This is a genomic window from Stenotrophomonas sp. YJH_SMC_138 (assembly GCF_059369855.1).
Genome location: NZ_JCAFTB010000005.1, coordinates 258,570 through 273,500, shown reverse-complemented (window position 1 = coordinate 273,500; position 14,931 = coordinate 258,570). Strand labels below are relative to the sequence as shown.

The 14,931-nt window shown below is 67.2% G+C and carries 18 protein-coding genes; 9 read left to right on the top strand and 9 right to left on the bottom strand.

Features of this window, described 5'->3' with window-relative positions; translation table 11 throughout:
* Positions 1-2 precede the first annotated feature (2 nt).
* From AC5P7I_RS13330 to AC5P7I_RS13315, 4 genes are all read right to left on the bottom strand, one after another.
* Positions 3-2,282, bottom strand: a complete 2,280-nt coding sequence (locus AC5P7I_RS13330) for a thiamine pyrophosphate-dependent enzyme (RefSeq protein ID WP_046431612.1) — start codon at positions 2,280-2,282, stop codon at positions 3-5.
* 78 nt (positions 2,283-2,360) lie between these two features.
* A complete protein-coding gene (locus AC5P7I_RS13325; RefSeq protein ID WP_262087979.1) occupies positions 2,361-3,017 on the bottom strand; it encodes a glutathione S-transferase family protein in 657 nt (218 codons plus the stop codon).
* Positions 3,018-3,231: 214 nt separating this feature from the next.
* Positions 3,232-3,774 (bottom strand): GNAT family N-acetyltransferase, encoded by a 543-nt coding sequence (locus tag AC5P7I_RS13320; protein ID WP_014647714.1) that lies wholly within the window; start codon positions 3,772-3,774, stop codon positions 3,232-3,234.
* A gap of 126 nt (positions 3,775-3,900) precedes the next feature.
* Entirely contained in the window at positions 3,901-4,746 is an 846-nt protein-coding gene (locus AC5P7I_RS13315; RefSeq protein WP_197557623.1) for a glycine zipper 2TM domain-containing protein, read from the bottom strand.
* Between the two features lie 163 nt (positions 4,747-4,909).
* On the opposite strand from AC5P7I_RS13315, the gene AC5P7I_RS13310 reads away from it, so the two are divergent.
* Entirely contained in the window at positions 4,910-5,125 is a 216-nt protein-coding gene (locus AC5P7I_RS13310) for a DUF6116 family protein (protein WP_014647716.1), read from the top strand.
* Positions 5,122-5,895, top strand: a complete 774-nt coding sequence (locus AC5P7I_RS13305) for a TatD family hydrolase (RefSeq protein ID WP_032958897.1) — start codon at positions 5,122-5,124, stop codon at positions 5,893-5,895. The genes AC5P7I_RS13310 and AC5P7I_RS13305 overlap by 4 nt, the downstream gene beginning before the upstream one ends.
* Before the next feature lie 34 nt (positions 5,896-5,929).
* Here AC5P7I_RS13305 and AC5P7I_RS13300 read toward each other — a convergent pair whose 3' ends face one another.
* Positions 5,930-6,754, bottom strand: a complete 825-nt coding sequence (locus AC5P7I_RS13300; RefSeq protein WP_032958896.1) for a tRNA threonylcarbamoyladenosine dehydratase — start codon at positions 6,752-6,754, stop codon at positions 5,930-5,932.
* A gap of 79 nt (positions 6,755-6,833) precedes the next feature.
* On the opposite strand from AC5P7I_RS13300, the gene AC5P7I_RS13295 reads away from it, so the two are divergent.
* Both AC5P7I_RS13295 and AC5P7I_RS13290 read left to right on the top strand, forming a co-directional pair.
* The gene (locus AC5P7I_RS13295) at positions 6,834-7,268 is read left to right on the top strand and encodes a hypothetical protein (protein ID WP_262087980.1); all 435 of its coding nucleotides are present in this window, start codon (positions 6,834-6,836) and stop codon (positions 7,266-7,268) included.
* Between the two features lie 136 nt (positions 7,269-7,404).
* Entirely contained in the window at positions 7,405-7,899 is a 495-nt protein-coding gene (locus AC5P7I_RS13290; protein WP_005417545.1) for a glycine zipper 2TM domain-containing protein, read from the top strand.
* Positions 7,900-7,971: 72 nt separating this feature from the next.
* Here AC5P7I_RS13290 and AC5P7I_RS13285 read toward each other — a convergent pair whose 3' ends face one another.
* Positions 7,972-8,181 (bottom strand): cold-shock protein, encoded by a 210-nt coding sequence (locus AC5P7I_RS13285; RefSeq protein WP_014647720.1) that lies wholly within the window; start codon positions 8,179-8,181, stop codon positions 7,972-7,974.
* Positions 8,182-8,416: 235 nt separating this feature from the next.
* Between AC5P7I_RS13285 and AC5P7I_RS13280 the strand changes: the two genes are divergently transcribed.
* The 3 genes from AC5P7I_RS13280 to arsC all read left to right on the top strand — a co-directional run bounded on the left by AC5P7I_RS13280 (position 8,417) and on the right by arsC (position 10,516).
* The gene (locus AC5P7I_RS13280; RefSeq protein WP_075076676.1) at positions 8,417-8,902 is read left to right on the top strand and encodes a DUF456 domain-containing protein; all 486 of its coding nucleotides are present in this window, start codon (positions 8,417-8,419) and stop codon (positions 8,900-8,902) included.
* 118 nt (positions 8,903-9,020) lie between these two features.
* Positions 9,021-10,175, top strand: coding sequence for a phospholipase A (locus AC5P7I_RS13275; RefSeq protein ID WP_032958894.1), 1,155 nt, complete (start codon positions 9,021-9,023; stop codon positions 10,173-10,175).
* A complete protein-coding gene (arsC, locus tag AC5P7I_RS13270; RefSeq protein ID WP_014647723.1) occupies positions 10,175-10,516 on the top strand; it encodes an arsenate reductase (glutaredoxin) in 342 nt (113 codons plus the stop codon). Before AC5P7I_RS13275 ends, arsC begins: the two co-directional genes overlap by 1 nt.
* Before the next feature lie 71 nt (positions 10,517-10,587).
* Here arsC and AC5P7I_RS13265 read toward each other — a convergent pair whose 3' ends face one another.
* The 3 genes from AC5P7I_RS13265 to AC5P7I_RS13255 form a co-directional block, all read right to left on the bottom strand.
* On the bottom strand, positions 10,588-11,223 hold the full coding sequence (locus AC5P7I_RS13265; protein WP_014647724.1) for a glutathione S-transferase family protein: 636 nt from the start codon (positions 11,221-11,223) through the stop codon (positions 10,588-10,590).
* A 57-nt stretch (positions 11,224-11,280) separates the two neighbouring features.
* On the bottom strand, positions 11,281-11,619 hold the full coding sequence (locus tag AC5P7I_RS13260; protein ID WP_014647725.1) for a hypothetical protein: 339 nt from the start codon (positions 11,617-11,619) through the stop codon (positions 11,281-11,283).
* A gap of 125 nt (positions 11,620-11,744) precedes the next feature.
* Positions 11,745-13,262, bottom strand: coding sequence for a fumarate hydratase (locus AC5P7I_RS13255; RefSeq protein ID WP_014647726.1), 1,518 nt, complete (start codon positions 13,260-13,262; stop codon positions 11,745-11,747).
* A 147-nt stretch (positions 13,263-13,409) separates the two neighbouring features.
* On the opposite strand from AC5P7I_RS13255, the gene AC5P7I_RS13250 reads away from it, so the two are divergent.
* Both AC5P7I_RS13250 and AC5P7I_RS13245 read left to right on the top strand, forming a co-directional pair.
* On the top strand, positions 13,410-14,306 hold the full coding sequence (locus AC5P7I_RS13250) for an RNA polymerase sigma-70 factor (RefSeq protein WP_262087982.1): 897 nt from the start codon (positions 13,410-13,412) through the stop codon (positions 14,304-14,306).
* Between the two features lie 36 nt (positions 14,307-14,342).
* Positions 14,343-14,792, top strand: a complete 450-nt coding sequence (locus tag AC5P7I_RS13245; RefSeq protein ID WP_049398766.1) for a carboxymuconolactone decarboxylase family protein — start codon at positions 14,343-14,345, stop codon at positions 14,790-14,792.
* Positions 14,793-14,931: the final 139 nt, after the last annotated feature.

The window sequence follows — 14,931 nt, the reverse complement described above, 5'->3', positions numbered from 1 at the left end:
CATCAGGGTTCCTGCGCCAGGTCGAGGGCGGCGCCAATCACCGCATTGTCGCTTGGAAGCCCGAACATTGCTGCCCCCGCCAGTGGCGTGTAGGTGTCGGCACCACAGACCCGGCGCAACGGCAGATGGCCGAACCCGGCCTCGACCAGCGCGGTGACCACGCCCTCGCCCACCCCGCCGCTGTGGCGGCCTTCATCCAGCACCAGCACCCGCCGTGCGCTGGCGGCCTGGGCAGCGATGAAACCGGCGTCCAGCGGTACCAGCCAGCGCAGGTCGACCACCCGCACCTGCCAGCCCAGCTGCTGCTCGATCGCCCGCGATGCGCGCAATGCCATCGGCACGCCGTTGCCATAGGTATAGATCACCAGATCGCCGGCCTCCGGCGCATAGACCCGGCCCTCCCCCGGCACCAGCGACTGGCCCTGTGCGGGGAAGTCGAACAGCCACTGGCCATCGCCGGCTTCGTGCAGGTCCTTGCTCATGTACAACGCGATCGGCTCCAGGAACACCGCCACGCGCCCATCCACCCGCGCCAGTGCGGCCAGCGTGCGCAGCATCATCACCGCATCGTCGCCACGCGACGGGCAGCCCACCACCAGCCCCGGGATATCGCGCAACGCGGTGATCGAGTTGTCGTTGTGGAAGTGGCCACCGAAGCCCTTCTGGTACCCCAGCCCGGCCACCCGCACCAGCATCGGGTTGCGGTACTGGTCGTTGGAGAAGAACTGCAGCGAACACGCTTCGCCGCGCACCTGGTCGATGGCGTTGTGCAGATAGGCCAGGTACTGGATCTCCGGAATCGGCAGCATGCCCAGGTTGGCCAGGCCCTGAGCCATGCCCAGGATCATGGTCTCGTCCAGCAAGGTGTTGAACACCCGGCGTGGGCCGAAGCGGCGCAGCAGATCCTTGGTGACGGTGTAGACACCGCCCTTCTGTGCGACGTCCTCACCGAACAGCAGGCTCTGCGGATACTTCGCCAGAAGTTCCTGCAGGGCATGGTTGATCTGGATCGCGAGGTGGCGTGGCGCCTGCCGTTCGGGCAACGCCTCCGCACCGCCATACAGGGCTTCACGCGTTCCGGCGGGCACCTCGCGCCGTGCTTCGGCCTGCACCGCAGCCGGCGTATAGGGCGCAAGCGGCTCCATCACTTCCCGCAGCGACTGCAGCTTCGGCCGTCCTTCGGCATCGGCGGCGGCGGCCATGCAGCGCGCGCGCATCGTCTCGTAGGCCACCTCGATGGCGGCCGCATCCATCCAGCCCGATTCCATCGCGATCTGTGCCGAGCGCAGCAGCGGATCCTGCGCCTCGGCCGCGCACAGCTCGGGCAACGCGCGCCATTCCACCTCGAAGTCGGTGCCGGCGTGCCCCATCAGGCGCGTGGTGCGCAGATGCAGGAAGGTCGGCCGCCGCGTACGCCGGCAGTGCTCCACCGCCGCCTGCACCTGCGCATGGCCGGTGGCCAGGTCGAGGCCATCGGCGTAGAAATAGTCCAGCCCGGGCTGACCGCTGAAGCGTTCGGCGATCCAGCCTTCAGGCGTTTTCACCGAGATGCCCAGGCCATTGTCCTCGCAGACGAACAGGACCGGTGCCGGCAGCTTCTGGTAGGCCGACCACATCGCGGTGTTGAACGCGGTCTGCGCGGTGGCATGGTTGGCCGAGGCGTCGCCGAACGAGCACAGTACGATGCTGTCGGCCGGAATGGGCAGTTCGTGGCCCAGCCGCTTGCCGCTTTCGAGGGCCAGCGCGGTGCCCAGCGCTTTCGGAAGATGCGAGGCGATGGTCGAGGTCTGCGGCAGCACCCACAAAGGTTTGCTGCCCCACACCTTGTGCCGCCCCCCGCTGGCCGGGTCATCGGCGCTGGCAGCAAAGGACAGCGCGGCATCGCGCAGCGGGTCGATCCCCGGCACCTGGCGTGAGCGCTCGGCCATGAAGGCACCGGAGCGATAGTGCAGGAATGCAGGATCCGTATGCCGGCAGGCCCGCGCCAGCAGCGCGTTGCCTTCGTGGCCGGATGAACCGATGGTGTAGAAGACCTTGTTCTGCACGCGCAGCACGCGCGCCATCAGGTCCAGCTGGCGGCTGGCCAGCTGCGAATCGAACAGCTCGCCAAACGCGGCGGCGGTAAGCGTGCTGCCCGGCAGGATCGGCGCATCCGGCGCCGGGCGCGGGCGCGGGGTACCGCGCCAGCCACGCACCGCGTCGAGGAAATTGGCGTCGCACACGTCGGCGCGGTTGAGCACGCGCATGCGTGCGGGAATCGGATCTGGAACCACAGCGAACATCGAACACCCTCCGTGTCGTTGTTGCATTCCGCCCGGGGTTGGCCAGGCGCTACCCTGTGGGGATCACCTTGGTGAGAGTCATGCGGCCTCGAAGCGGGCGCGCACCTCGGCGGTCACCGTCGGCATCGGCAGGAAGCGCGGCTGCCCGCGCACGCGCTGCAACCAGGCGCGAACTTCCGGGAACGGCTGCAGGCTGATTCCACCCTCGCCTGCGACGTCGGTGTAGGCGAACAGCGCGATGTCGGCGATGCCGTACCCACTGCCGGTGAACCATTGCGCATCACGCAGGTGCTGCTCCATCACCGCCAGTGCAGCGGCGGCGCGCTCGTGCAGGCGTGGCAGTTCGGCGCGGCGCGGCGACCCAGGCGGGGTCCAGCCGCGGATGAAGCGCGCGACCGCTACGCACGGCTCGTGCGTGTACTGCTCGAAGAACATCCAGCTCAGTGCCTGCGCGCGCTCCCATCCATCGCTGGGCAGGTACGGCGTGCCTTCGGCCAGCCAGAACAGGATCGCATTGGACTCGGTCAACACACGTCCATCGTCGCGGACGATCAGCGGCACCTTGGCATTGGGATTGAGCGCGAGGAACTCGGGGGTGTGGGTCTGGCCGTGGGCACTGTCCACTTCCACCCAGCGGTAGCGGCTGCCGAGCTGCTCCAGCAGCAGGCGGACCTTGTGGCAATTGCCTGACACCGACATGCCGTGCACCGTCAACGGGACGCGCTCTTCCACCATTGCCTGCTCCCTCGGATCCGGCCGGCGGCCGGCTGCGTGCAGTCTGGCAAGCACGCCAGTGAATGCCAAGCGCGGGTGCAGCATGACTACACGGTAGTGCCGGCCGCTGGCCGGCATCCTCGATGCAGCTGGTAGTGCCGGCCGCTGGCCGGCATCCTCGATGCAGCTGGATCCAAGCGATTGCCGGCCAGCGGCCGGCACTACCAAGCCACGCTCAGCGCGCGCGTTGCCGCCACTGTTCGCGCGACTGGCCCCAGATCTGCATGGGCTTGCCGTTATATGGCGCCGGCAACTCCCCCATGCGCAGCAGGGTGCTTCCCAGCTTGCGTGCCACGGCCCGCGAGTTGTCGTTGTCCTCGGCGATGGTATGGATCACCTCAGCCCAGCCCAGCGTATCGAACGCCCAGTCGATCGCCGCGACCGCCGCCTCCGGCGCATAGCCCCGGCCCCAGCTGGCATGGCGGATGCCCCAACCAACCTCGGTACCCGGCCAGTCCTGCGGCTGCCACGGTCCCATCCGCCCGATCCAGTCGCCGCTGGATTTCTCGATCACGCTGAACATTGAGAAGCCGAACAGCTGCCAGGCGCCAGCCAGGCTGCAGAAACCGCGCCAGGCTACCGAGGGTGGCTGCACGCCGCCCAGGGTACGCATCGTGGCCTCGTCGGCGCAGAACGCCAGGTACGGCTCGTAGTCCTCGCGAAGCAGCGGGCGCAGGATCAGCCGCTCGGTTTCGATGCGCAGGTCGAAGATGCTCATGCCGGCTCCATGTCGAAGGGAGCACCCATGATGGAGGATGGCTTCCCTGCGCGGATGAATATCGCCGGTCGCAATGAAACGGGCCGGCATGAGCCGGCCCGTCAGGTACTGCATGCTGCGCCGGGATTACTGGCGCGTCGCTGCGGCGGTGGCACCGGCTGCGGCGGTCTGCGTGACCAGCTGACCATCGACCACCGGCAGGCGATCGCTGGCCGGCTTGTTGTCCATGCGCACGGTCTTCTCGGCGCCGTCGTAGCGATAGGTCACGTTGTAGCCCTTCACCACATCATTGGTGCCCATGGCGATGCGGCTGCCCGGCTTGCTGGCCATGCGCATGGTGCCGGTGGTGCCGTCCTCGTTGCGATAGGTCACGTTGTAACCGGTGACACGGCTCGACTCGGAGGTTGCGGTCTCGGTGTGGCACTGGCGCTCGGTGCGATTGACCACGCGGCCGCCCACGTGGCGCTTGTCGATCTGGTTGCCGATGAAGCCACCGGCCACCGCACCGGCTGCGGTCGCGGCCTTCTTGCCGTTGCCGCCACCGACCTGGTTGCCGAGCAGGCCACCGACCACCGCGCCGACCACGGTGCCGCCGACGTTGCCATCACGTTCCGGCAGGCGTTCCTGCACCGTCACGTCCTGGCAGACTTCATGAGGAGTCTGGGTCGTGGACGTTTCGCGCACCGCATCGGTGCCGATCACGGTGGCGTAGGCCTTCTGTTTCTCGGTGATCGGGTCAACCTTCAGCACATCGGCATATTCAAGCCCGCGCGGCGCGGACGGGTCCAGCTTGTCACCACGTGCGCCGTCGTCAGAAGCGTTACCTTCAACGAGGCGCGATTCACCATTGGGGGTTCCGGCGCTGATGGAATCGGGCGACTTGTCACCACTCTTCATGAAGGCGGCGGTGGCGATGCCACCGACCAGCAGCGCGCCCGCTGCGACCAGGACAGTTGTAGTTGTGCTTTTCATGACCTGCTCCTTGCGGACCATCCGCAACGTTCTCGGGGCAGATTGCAGCATGCGCTGCCTGAACGGAATCTCCACATTTCCTGCTCATTCCGATAACCCATTCAGCATCGGGAAATGCTGGGCCCGTGGTAGCGTTTGCATATTCCCCACGAGGCTCCCCGCCATGGCCAACCCGATGCTGCTGCCGGTACTGCAATGGGCCCGCCGGCTGCGCTACCCCACCCTGTTCAAGCTCACCGCCGGCCTGTTCGTGCTGACCTTGTTCATCCCGGACCCGATCCCGTTCGTCGATGAGCTGGTGCTGGGCTTCGGCACGCTGCTGCTGGCCAACTGGAAGAGCCGCAACGCCGCAACACCTCCGCCGCTGGAACAGCGTTGAGCATCCTGGTTGACAGCCACTGCCATCTGGATGCCAGCGGGTTCGACCGTGACCGCGCTGCGGTGATCGAGCGTGCGCAGGCCGCGGGGGTGCGCCAGCAGGTGGTACCGGCGGTGACCGCGGCCAGCTGGCCGAAGCTGCGTGAGGTCTGCCAGCAGGCGCCGGGGCTGTACCCGGCCTACGGCCTGCATCCGATGTTCCTGGCCGATCACCAGCCCGGGCACCTGCCACTGCTGCGCGAGTGGATCGAGCGCGAACGCCCCTGCGCGATCGGCGAATGCGGCCTGGACTTCTTTGTCGAAGGGCTGGACGCCGACGCCCAGCAGGCGTATTTCATCGGCCAGCTGGAACTGGCCCGCGAATTCGAGTTGCCGGTGATCGTGCACGCGCGACGCGCGGTGGATGCGGTGATCGCCGCCATCCGCCGCGTCGGCGGCCTGCGCGGCGTGGTGCACAGCTTTTCCGGCAGCCCGGAACAGGCCGCGCAACTGCACAGGCAGGGCTTCCTGCTCGGCCTCGGTGGCCCACTGACCTACGATCGCGCGCAACGGCTGCAGCGGCTGGTGCGCGAGATGCCGCTGGAACAGTTGCTGCTGGAAACCGACGCGCCCGACCAGCCCGACGCCGGCATCCGCGGCCAGCGCAACGAGCCAGCGCGGCTGGCGACCATTGCCCGGCACGTGGCCGCACTGCGCGGGATGGAGCTGGATGCCGTGGCACAGGCCACGACGGAGAATGCGCGGCGATTGTTCGCGCTGCCGGCAATGTAACGGGCAGGTGCCGGCCGCTGGCCGGCACGATCCATCACACCTCGCTGGCCTCGACCGCTTCCACCTTCACCTTCTTCGGCTCCAGCAGCATCTCCAGCGCCTTGCCAACCGCCGCGAAGGCGAACGCGCCGGTAATGTGGGTTGCCGCGCCCAGGCCGGCGCCACAGTCCAGCTTCAACGCCGCATCGGCGCCCAGGTTCGGACGGATGCCGCAGACGCTGCCATCGGCCTGCGGGTACTTCACATTCTCCAGCGAATACACCGCCGGTACGCCGAAATAGCGCTTGGCGTTCTTCGGGAAGTTGAATTCGCTGCGCAGCTTCTTGCGGATCAGCGCCAGCATGGCGTCGTGCTCGGTGCGAGAGACATCGCGGATGCGCACCAGGGTCGGGTCGGTACGGCCACCGGCGGCACCGACGGTCAGCAACGGCAGCTTGCGGCGGCGGCACCATGCGATCGTCTCGACCTTGACCCGGAAGCTGTCGCAGGCATCGATCACCAGATCGAACCCCCGGTCCAGCAGCTCGGCCATGTTGGACACGGTCAGGAATGCCTGCACCGCGTCGACCCCGATGTCCGGATTGATCGCACGGCAACGCTCGGCCATAGCCTCGGCCTTGTTGCGGCCGTAGTTGCCTTCCATCGCCGGCAGCTGCCGGTTGGTGTTGGACACGCAGATATCGTCGGCATCGATCAGGGTCAGATGGCCGACGGCCGAACGGGCCAGCGCCTCCACCACCCACGAGCCGACGCCGCCCATGCCGACCACCGCCACGCGGCTGCCCTGCAGGCGCTCGAGTGCACCCACGCCGTACAGCCGTTCGATGCCGGCGAAGCGTTGTTTGACCTGTTCGTTCATCGGGCTATTTTAACGTGCAGGTGCTGGCGCCCGCAGTACGCCGGCGTCGAACCCACCGTTGCACGCCCGGAGTGCCCGCATGAATGCCAGCCCGCCCCGCCGCCTGTCCAGCGCCCATCGCTACCTGTTCGTGCTCTGCCTGGGCCTGCTGATCGGCCTGATCGCCACGGTAATGGTCGGCCGCGCCCTGCAGGCGCGTCGCGATCCGTTCCCGGGCAGCCTGATGCAGGTGATGCAGCGGCAGTCACAGCTGCTGCAGCAGGCCCAGCTGCAGAACCGCTGCAGCCTGGCTGACAGCGTGCCGCGGCTGCAGGCGCTGCGCCTGCTGTCCAATGACCTGGACCAGGCGTTTCCCGGGCTGAAGGACAGTGCGCAGTTCCAGCAGCACGCCAGCCAGCTGCGCGGCAACCTCAACACGGCACTGGCCTCACCGCCGGGCGACTGCAGGGCCCTCGCCCAGCTGGTGGAAACACTGCAGGCGGACTGCCGCGCCTGCCACCAGGATTTCCGCTGAGCCGCATTCATCCTGCAGCCGGGCAGCACGCACACGGTTGGCGCGTTGTTCACGTTCGAAAGGAGAGGATTCGTCCACCCTGCTGCACGACGCAGTACCACCCAACCCACCCGCCTTCACGGCCAGGAGACGCCCCATGAAGATCCAGCTCATCGCCGCCAGCGCCATCGCTACCCTCGCGCTGGCTGGCTGTGCCACCTCGCCCGGTTACAGCGGCGGTGGTTACAACAACGGCTACAACAACGGCGGCTACGGCAACAATGGCGGCTACAACCAGGGCCGTTGCGCTGACTGTGGCATCGTCACCCGCATCAACACCGTGCCCTCGGGCCGCACCGCGCCCAGCGCGACCGGCGCGATCCTCGGCGGCATCGTCGGCGCCGTGGCCGGCCATGAAATCTCCGACCACACCGGTGGTAGCCGTGGCAACAAGAACATCGCCGCCGCCGCAGGCGCGGTCGGTGGTGCCCTGGCCGGCAACCAGATCCAGAAGAACGTCACCAGCGATACCTATGACATCAGCGTGCGCATGGATGATGGCCGCACCATCGTGGTCAACCAGCGCGATCTCGGCGGCATCCGCGAGAACACCTACGTGCGCGTCGTCAATGGCAAGGTCATCCTGCGCTGACCTGCACCGGGCCAACGGCAAAGAAAAAGGCCCGCTTGCGCGGGCCTTTTTCATGCCGACGGGCGGCGGGTATTACACCGGCTGCACCTTGTCAGCCTGCAGGCCCTTCTGGCCCTGCACGACTTCGAAGCTCACAGTCTGGCCTTCCTTGAGGCTCTTGAAGCCCTGGGTCTCGATGGCGCGGAAGTGCACGAACACGTCCTCGCCATTCTGCCGGCTGATGAAGCCGAAGCCCTTCGCATCATTGAACCACTTTACGGTACCGGTCTCGCGCTCAGCCATCTCACTAACTCCCTTTGACTCTCTCTTGTTGTTGGAAACGCCCGGTGGGCGGCTGACAAGCAAGGGGGAAGCGAGGTGCATCGATGCAGCGGATCGGAAAGATCTTGCTTCATCAGGCCACGATCCACGGTGACCTTGCCAAGCTCAGCGACTGCAACTTAACCCGCCCAAAACGAAAAAGCAACTGGCAAAATCTTTCACTGTCAACCCCAAAACGGCCACCATACGGGACAGCATGGGACTCTCATTCATCTTATATCTGCTAGCGGTCATTTTTGTCCTGATCGGCATCGCTGGCATCATCCTGCCGGCCCTCCCGGGCATCCCGCTGGTGTTCATCGGGCTGCTGCTGGCGGCCTGGGCCGACGGCTTCGCCCACGTCGGCTGGCCCACCCTGGTCGCGCTGGGCGTGCTGACCCTGCTTTCACTGTTGGTGGACGTGCTCGCCACCGTAGTTGGCGCGCAGCGCGTCGGCGCCAGCCGCAAGGCCCTGTGGGGCACCTTCGTCGGCAGCATCGTCGGCCTGTTCTTCATGCCCATCGGCCTGTTTGCCGGACCGCTGATCGGCGCCCTGCTCGGCGAGTACTGGCACACCCGCGAACTCGGCCGCTCGACCAAGGTGGGCCTGGCGACCTGGCTCGGCATCCTGCTCGGCCTGGCACTGAAACTGGCGGTGGTGATCGCGATGCTGGGCCTGTTCGCGTTCGCCTGGTTCTTCTGAGCCACCTAGCCTTCACGCCACGCGCACGCCGTGGCCGTGCATAAACGGTGGGGCTGGCCGCGATCCGGTGCAGCCGCCACACTGTGCGATTCCCGTATCCATCGAAGGGCCTGCTGCAATGACCCTCCCCACGCTGCTTCCCCGTCTGGCGCCGCTGGCGCTTGCCTTGGCCAGTGCACCGTTGGCTGCGCAGGAGTTCGCGCCCAGCGCCGACACCTCGCCGGCCGCCTGCGCGGCGATCACCACCGACGCGGCCCGCCTGGCCTGCTATGACCGCCTCTTCGGGCATACCCCGGAGGCCACCGCCGCCGCCGATGCCGCCGCCGAATCGGCTGCGCAGGCGCGCCGCGAGGAACGACAGACCGCGCGCGTGAGCCAGGGCGAGGAAAAGCTGCGCGAGCGGGTCAGCGACCTGTTCCGTCCGGCGGCACCGGACAGCGCGCTGGCCAATGCTGGCCGCGGTTCGCTGCTGGATAGCCGCTGGGAGCTGGCCGAGGACTCCAAGCTGGGGCCCTTCCAGCTGCGTGCCTACAAGCCGGTGTACCTGCTGCCGGCGTTCTGGACCAGCGACCGCAACACCACGCCGCATTCGCCGAACCCGGCCAACAGCGTGACGACCCCGCAGGTACTCGACAGTACCGAGCTGAAGTTCCAGATCAGCTTCAAGACCAAGATCGCCGAGAACCTGTTCGGCGACAACGGCGACATCTGGGCTGGCTACACCCAGAGTTCGCGTTGGCAGGCCTACAACAGCGAGGATTCGCGCCCGTTCCGCGAAACCAACTACGAACCCGAAGTGATGATGGTGTTCCGCAACGGCTACTCGATCGGTGGCTGGCGCGGGCGCATGACCGGTATCAGCCTCAACCACCAGTCCAACGGACGGGCCGATCCGCTCTCGCGCAGCTGGAACCGGGTCATGCTCAACATCGGCCTGGATCGCGAGAACTGGGCGCTGGTGCTGCGCCCGTGGTACCGCATCCCGGAAAGCCGCAGCGAAGACAATAATCCGGACATCGAGGATTACATGGGCCGGGGTGACGCGACCCTGATCTGGAACCGCAACGGGCATGAAGTCGCGCTGATGGCGCGTCATTCGCTGCGCACCGGCAGCCGCTCCCACGGTGCACTGCAGCTGGATTACGGCTTTCCGATCAGCAATCTGCTGCGTGGCCATGTGCAGGTCTTCGACGGCTATGGCGAGAGCATGATCGACTACAACCACAAGGCCACCTATGTGGGCGTGGGCGTGTCGCTGCTGGAGTGGTTCTGATGGACGTGACGATCTGGCACAACCCGGCCTGCAGCAACTCGCGCGGCGCACTGAAGCTGATCCGCGATGCGGGCTTCGACCCGGTGGTGATCGAGTACCTGGGCACCCCACCCGACGCGGCCACGCTGCGCCAGGTGCTGGCCGAGTCGGCCCTGAGCGCGCGCGACCTGGTGCGCAGCAAGGAGACCCAGTTCGCCGAACTCGGGCTGGAAGATGCCGACGATGCCACCCTGCTGGCTGCGATGGCCGAACACCCGCGCCTGATCAACCGCCCCGTGGTGCGCACGCCCAAGGGCACACGGCTGTGCCGCCCGCCGGAAACGGTGCTGGAGATCCTGTAACGGAAAAGGGGACGGAGGGGATTAAGTCGTTTGTGCACAAACGACTTAATCCCCTCCGTCCCCTTTTCTGGTTACCGCCAGTCGGTGATGCCTTCGCGGCGGTAGGCCTCGGCGAACGCCGGGCGCGCCTTCATCGAGGTGGCATGTGCCTTGAGCGACGGCCAGGTGTCACTGGGCCTGGGCATGTTGCGCGACCAGCGCATCAGCATCACCAGCATGTAGTCGACCACGCAGGGCGTGGCGCCCAGCAGGTAGGGCCCATGCGCCAGCAGGTGCGTGGCCACATGCTGCCAGGCCGCTTCCAGGCGCTGTCGCGCCATCTCGCGACTGGCCTCCACGTTTGCCTCGCCCGCCACCTCGTGCGGATAGAACCAAGCGCGATAGGCCGGCTGCAACGTATTGGCACACCAGAACATCCAGCGGTAGGCATCGGCGCGCTGCGGCGTGCCCAGTGCCGGCAACAAACCGGCGTCCGGATGGCGGTCGGCCAGGTACAGGGCGATCGCCGCCGCTTCAGTCAGTACCAGGCCATCGATCAGCAGCGTCGGCACCACGCCGGCCGGATTCAGTGCCAGGTACTCCGCCGACTTGTGCTCGCGCGCGTCGAAATCCAGCAGCACCAACTCGTGCTCGATGCCGAGCTCGATCAGCAGCCAGTGCACCACCAGCGCGGCGGTGCTTGTCGAACCATACAGCGTGGTGCTCATGCGGCGGATCCTGTGCAGGTGGGCCGGCCGATTATGCGCCCGTGCGGGAGCCGTCGCTCAGCCGCAGCTGCTCATGCAGGTATCGCGGCGCTCGCCACAGGACATCATCGGCGCGCGCAGCGTGCAGTCATGCGTCTTCAGTTCGCAGGCACGGCGCAGGTCCGGGTTGTCCACGTCCTTGCAGCGCTTGTCCGGCGCCGGCACCATCCGCTGCTCGCAATTGCTCTGGCGGCTGCCGAGAGAGTCATTCTGCGCCATGCAGCTGCGGTAGCTGGCCTGGCACTGCATGCGGCATTGCGCCGATGCAGGGAAATCCGCGCCTTCGTACGACGCCGGGGTGCTGCAGCCGGCCAGGGCCAGCAGCACGCCGGCCACGATGAAGCGATGCAGGGCCATGGACACGTCCTGTGCGAGGGTGTGCCAACCGTAGCAGAGCCAGGGCTACAGGCGCGTTAATCCTGCCTCCAGATACAGCAACGGCGCCACACGGGCGCCGTTGTCTGGACCGAAGCGTGCGGGAATTACTCCACCACCACCGGAATCTTGCCGATGCGGGCCTGCCACTCGCGCGGGCCGGTCTTGTGCACCGATTCGCCGGCGGAGTCGACGGCCACGGTCACTGGCATGTCCTGCACGGTGAACTCGTAGATCGCCTCCATGCCCAGGTCAGCGAAACCGACCACCTTGGCCGCCTTGATCGCCTTGGACACCAGGTAGGCCGAGCCACCGACGGCCATCAGGTAGGCCGACTTGTGCTTCTTGATCGCCTCGATCGCGGCCGGGCCGCGCTCGGCCTTGCCGACCATGCCCAGCAGGCCGGTCTGCGCCAGCACCTGCTCGGTGAACTTGTCCATGCGGGTCGCCGTGGTCGGGCCGGCCGGGCCCACCACTTCGTCACGCACCGGATCGACCGGGCCGACGTAGTAGATGAAGCGGCCCTTCAGATCGACCGGCAGCTGCTCGCCCTTGTTGAGCATGTCGACCATGCGCTTGTGCGCGGCGTCGCGGCCGGTGAGCAGCTTGCCGTTGAGCAGCAGGGTCTGGCCCGGCTTCCAGCTGGCCACGTCTTCCGGGGTGATCGTATCCAGGTCCACCCGGGTGCCCTTGGATGCGTCGTAGGTCAGCTTCGGCCAGTCTTCCAGCGACGGCGGGTCCAGCATCACCGGGCCGCTGCCATCCAGGGTGAAGTGCGCATGGCGGGTGGCCGCGCAGTTCGGGATCATCGCCACCGGCAGGTTGGCCGCGTGGGTCGGGTAGTCGTTGATCTTGATGTCGAGCACGGTGGTCAGGCCACCCAGGCCCTGCGCACCGATGCCCAGCGCGTTGACCTTCTCGTACAGCTCCAGGCGCAGCTCCTCGATGCGGTTGGACGCACCACGGGCCTGCAGCTCGGTGATGTCGATCGGCTCCATCAGCGCTTCCTTGGCCAGCAGCATCGCCTTCTCGGCGGTGCCACCGATGCCGATGCCCAGCATGCCCGGCGGGCACCAGCCGGCGCCCATGGTCGGCACGGTCTTCAGCACCCAGTCGACAATCGAGTCGGACGGATTGAGCATGGCGAACTTGGTCTTCGCTTCCGAACCACCGCCCTTGGCGGCGACGATCACGTCGACTTTGTTGCCCGGCACCACCTTGACGTTGACCACGCCCGGGGTGTTGTCCCTGGTGTTGATGCGCTTGCCTGCCGGATCGGCCAGCACCGAGGCGCGCAGCTTGTTGTCCGGGTGCATGTAGGCGCGGCGCACGCCTTCATTGGCCATGTCTTCCACGCCCATGGTGGCGTCATCCCAACGCACGTCCATGCCGATTTCCAGGAACACGGTGACGATGCCGGTGTCCTGGCAGATCGGGCGGTGGCCCTCGGCGCACATGCGCGAATTGATCAGGATCTGCGCCATCGCTTCCTTCGCGGCCGGCGACTCCTCGCGCTCGTAGGCGGCGGCAAGGTTCTTGATGTAGTCGACCGGGTGGTAGTACGAGATGTACTGCAGCGCGTCGGCGATGGACTGGATGAGGTCTTCCTGCTTGATCGATGTCACGTCTTGCTCGCTTGCTCGAGGCTGGCGGGGGTAATCCACCCATTTTACCCCCTCCCCCCGGCCCCAGGGTGGTAGTGCCGGCCGCTGGCCGGCAAGATTCCCCCGACGCTCTGTCACGCCACGCGCCACTGCGGCGTCCTTGCCCACATGAACGCCGAAACCGCTTTCCAGACCCTCCGCCCGCGCCTGATGGCGCTGGCCTACCGCCTGCTCGGCAGCCGCACCGACGCCGAAGACGTGGTCCAGGACGCCTGGCTGCGATGGTCCGGCGCCGATCCTGCGGCCGTCCGCGATGCCGAGGCCTGGCTGGTCACCACCACCACCCGGCTCGGCCTGGACCGGCTGCGTGCGGCCAAGCGCGAGCGCGTCCACTACGTCGGCCCATGGCTGGCCGAACCGCTGGCGGTCACCCTGGAGCCGGACCCGGCGCCCGGTCCGGCCCAGCTGCATGCGCTGGCCGACGACGTCTCGGTCGCTTTCCTGACCCTGCTCGAACAGCTCGGCCCCGAGGAACGCGCCGCCTTCCTGCTGAAGGAGGCGTTCGACCACGACTACCGTCAGATCGCCGAGCTGATCGGCCACAGCGAGGCCAACTGCCGGCAGCTGGTGCACCGTGCCCGGCAACGCCTGCAGGCCGGACGACCGCGCTTCAATGCCGATGCCAGCCAGCACCGGCAGCTGCTGGCGCGCTTCATGGAGGCCTCGCAGCGCGGCGACAGCGACGCGATCCAGGCCCTGCTGCACGCCAACGCGGTGCTGGTTTCCGACGGCGGTGGCGTGGTCACTGCGGCGGTGCGGCCGCTGCTGGGCGCCGAACGCATCGGCCGCCTGTTCTGGGCCATCGCCCGCCGCGGCGCGGTGCATCCCGCCCAGCTGGGCTACGTCAACGGCGAGCCGGCGATCCTGCGCTTCCAGGGTGAGCGCCTGCATTCGGTCACCACCATCGAAGTGGTCGATGGCCGCATCGCCAACGTGTACAGCGTGTTGAATCCGGAAAAGCTGCCGGGTGTTGTCACGCGCGATGACGGTACGGCGTCCTGGTAGTGAAAGGCGGCCACCGTGGCCGCCGTGGAGCCGAAAATGTCCGATCACGCCTCTCCCCGCGTCCCCTACACCCGCCTGGCCGCCGAGGCCTTCAAGGGCCTGCTGGCCACCAGCCAGGCCGTGCATGACAGCTCGATCGATCCGACCCTGATGGAACTGGTGTTCCTGCGCGTGTCGCAGCTCAACGGCTGCGGCTACTGCATGGACATGCACGGCACCGCGCTGCGCAAGGGCGGCATCGAGCCGCGCAAGCTGGACACGCTGCCGGCATGGCACGAAAGCCGCTTCTTCGATGCCCGCGAGCGCGCGGCACTGGGCTGGGCCGAGGCGCTGACCCGGCTGACCGACGGCGCGCCGTCGCAGGCCGCGTTCGATGCACTGGCACCGCACTTCGATGAGAAGGGCATCAGTGACCTGAGCATGGGCATCGCGGTGATCAATGCCTGGAACCGCCTCGGTGCGGGGTTGCTGCCGCCGCTGCCGTAAAGGGGGGCTGGCCGGGCTGCCGCCCGGCACCCGCAGAGGCAACAACCAGAGCAACATCAAAAACCGGCACTACTGTGAGTTGGCGGGGTGGGTCCACGCAATGCGTGGATGCAGGAGGGTCAGATCCCTTCGCTTCGCG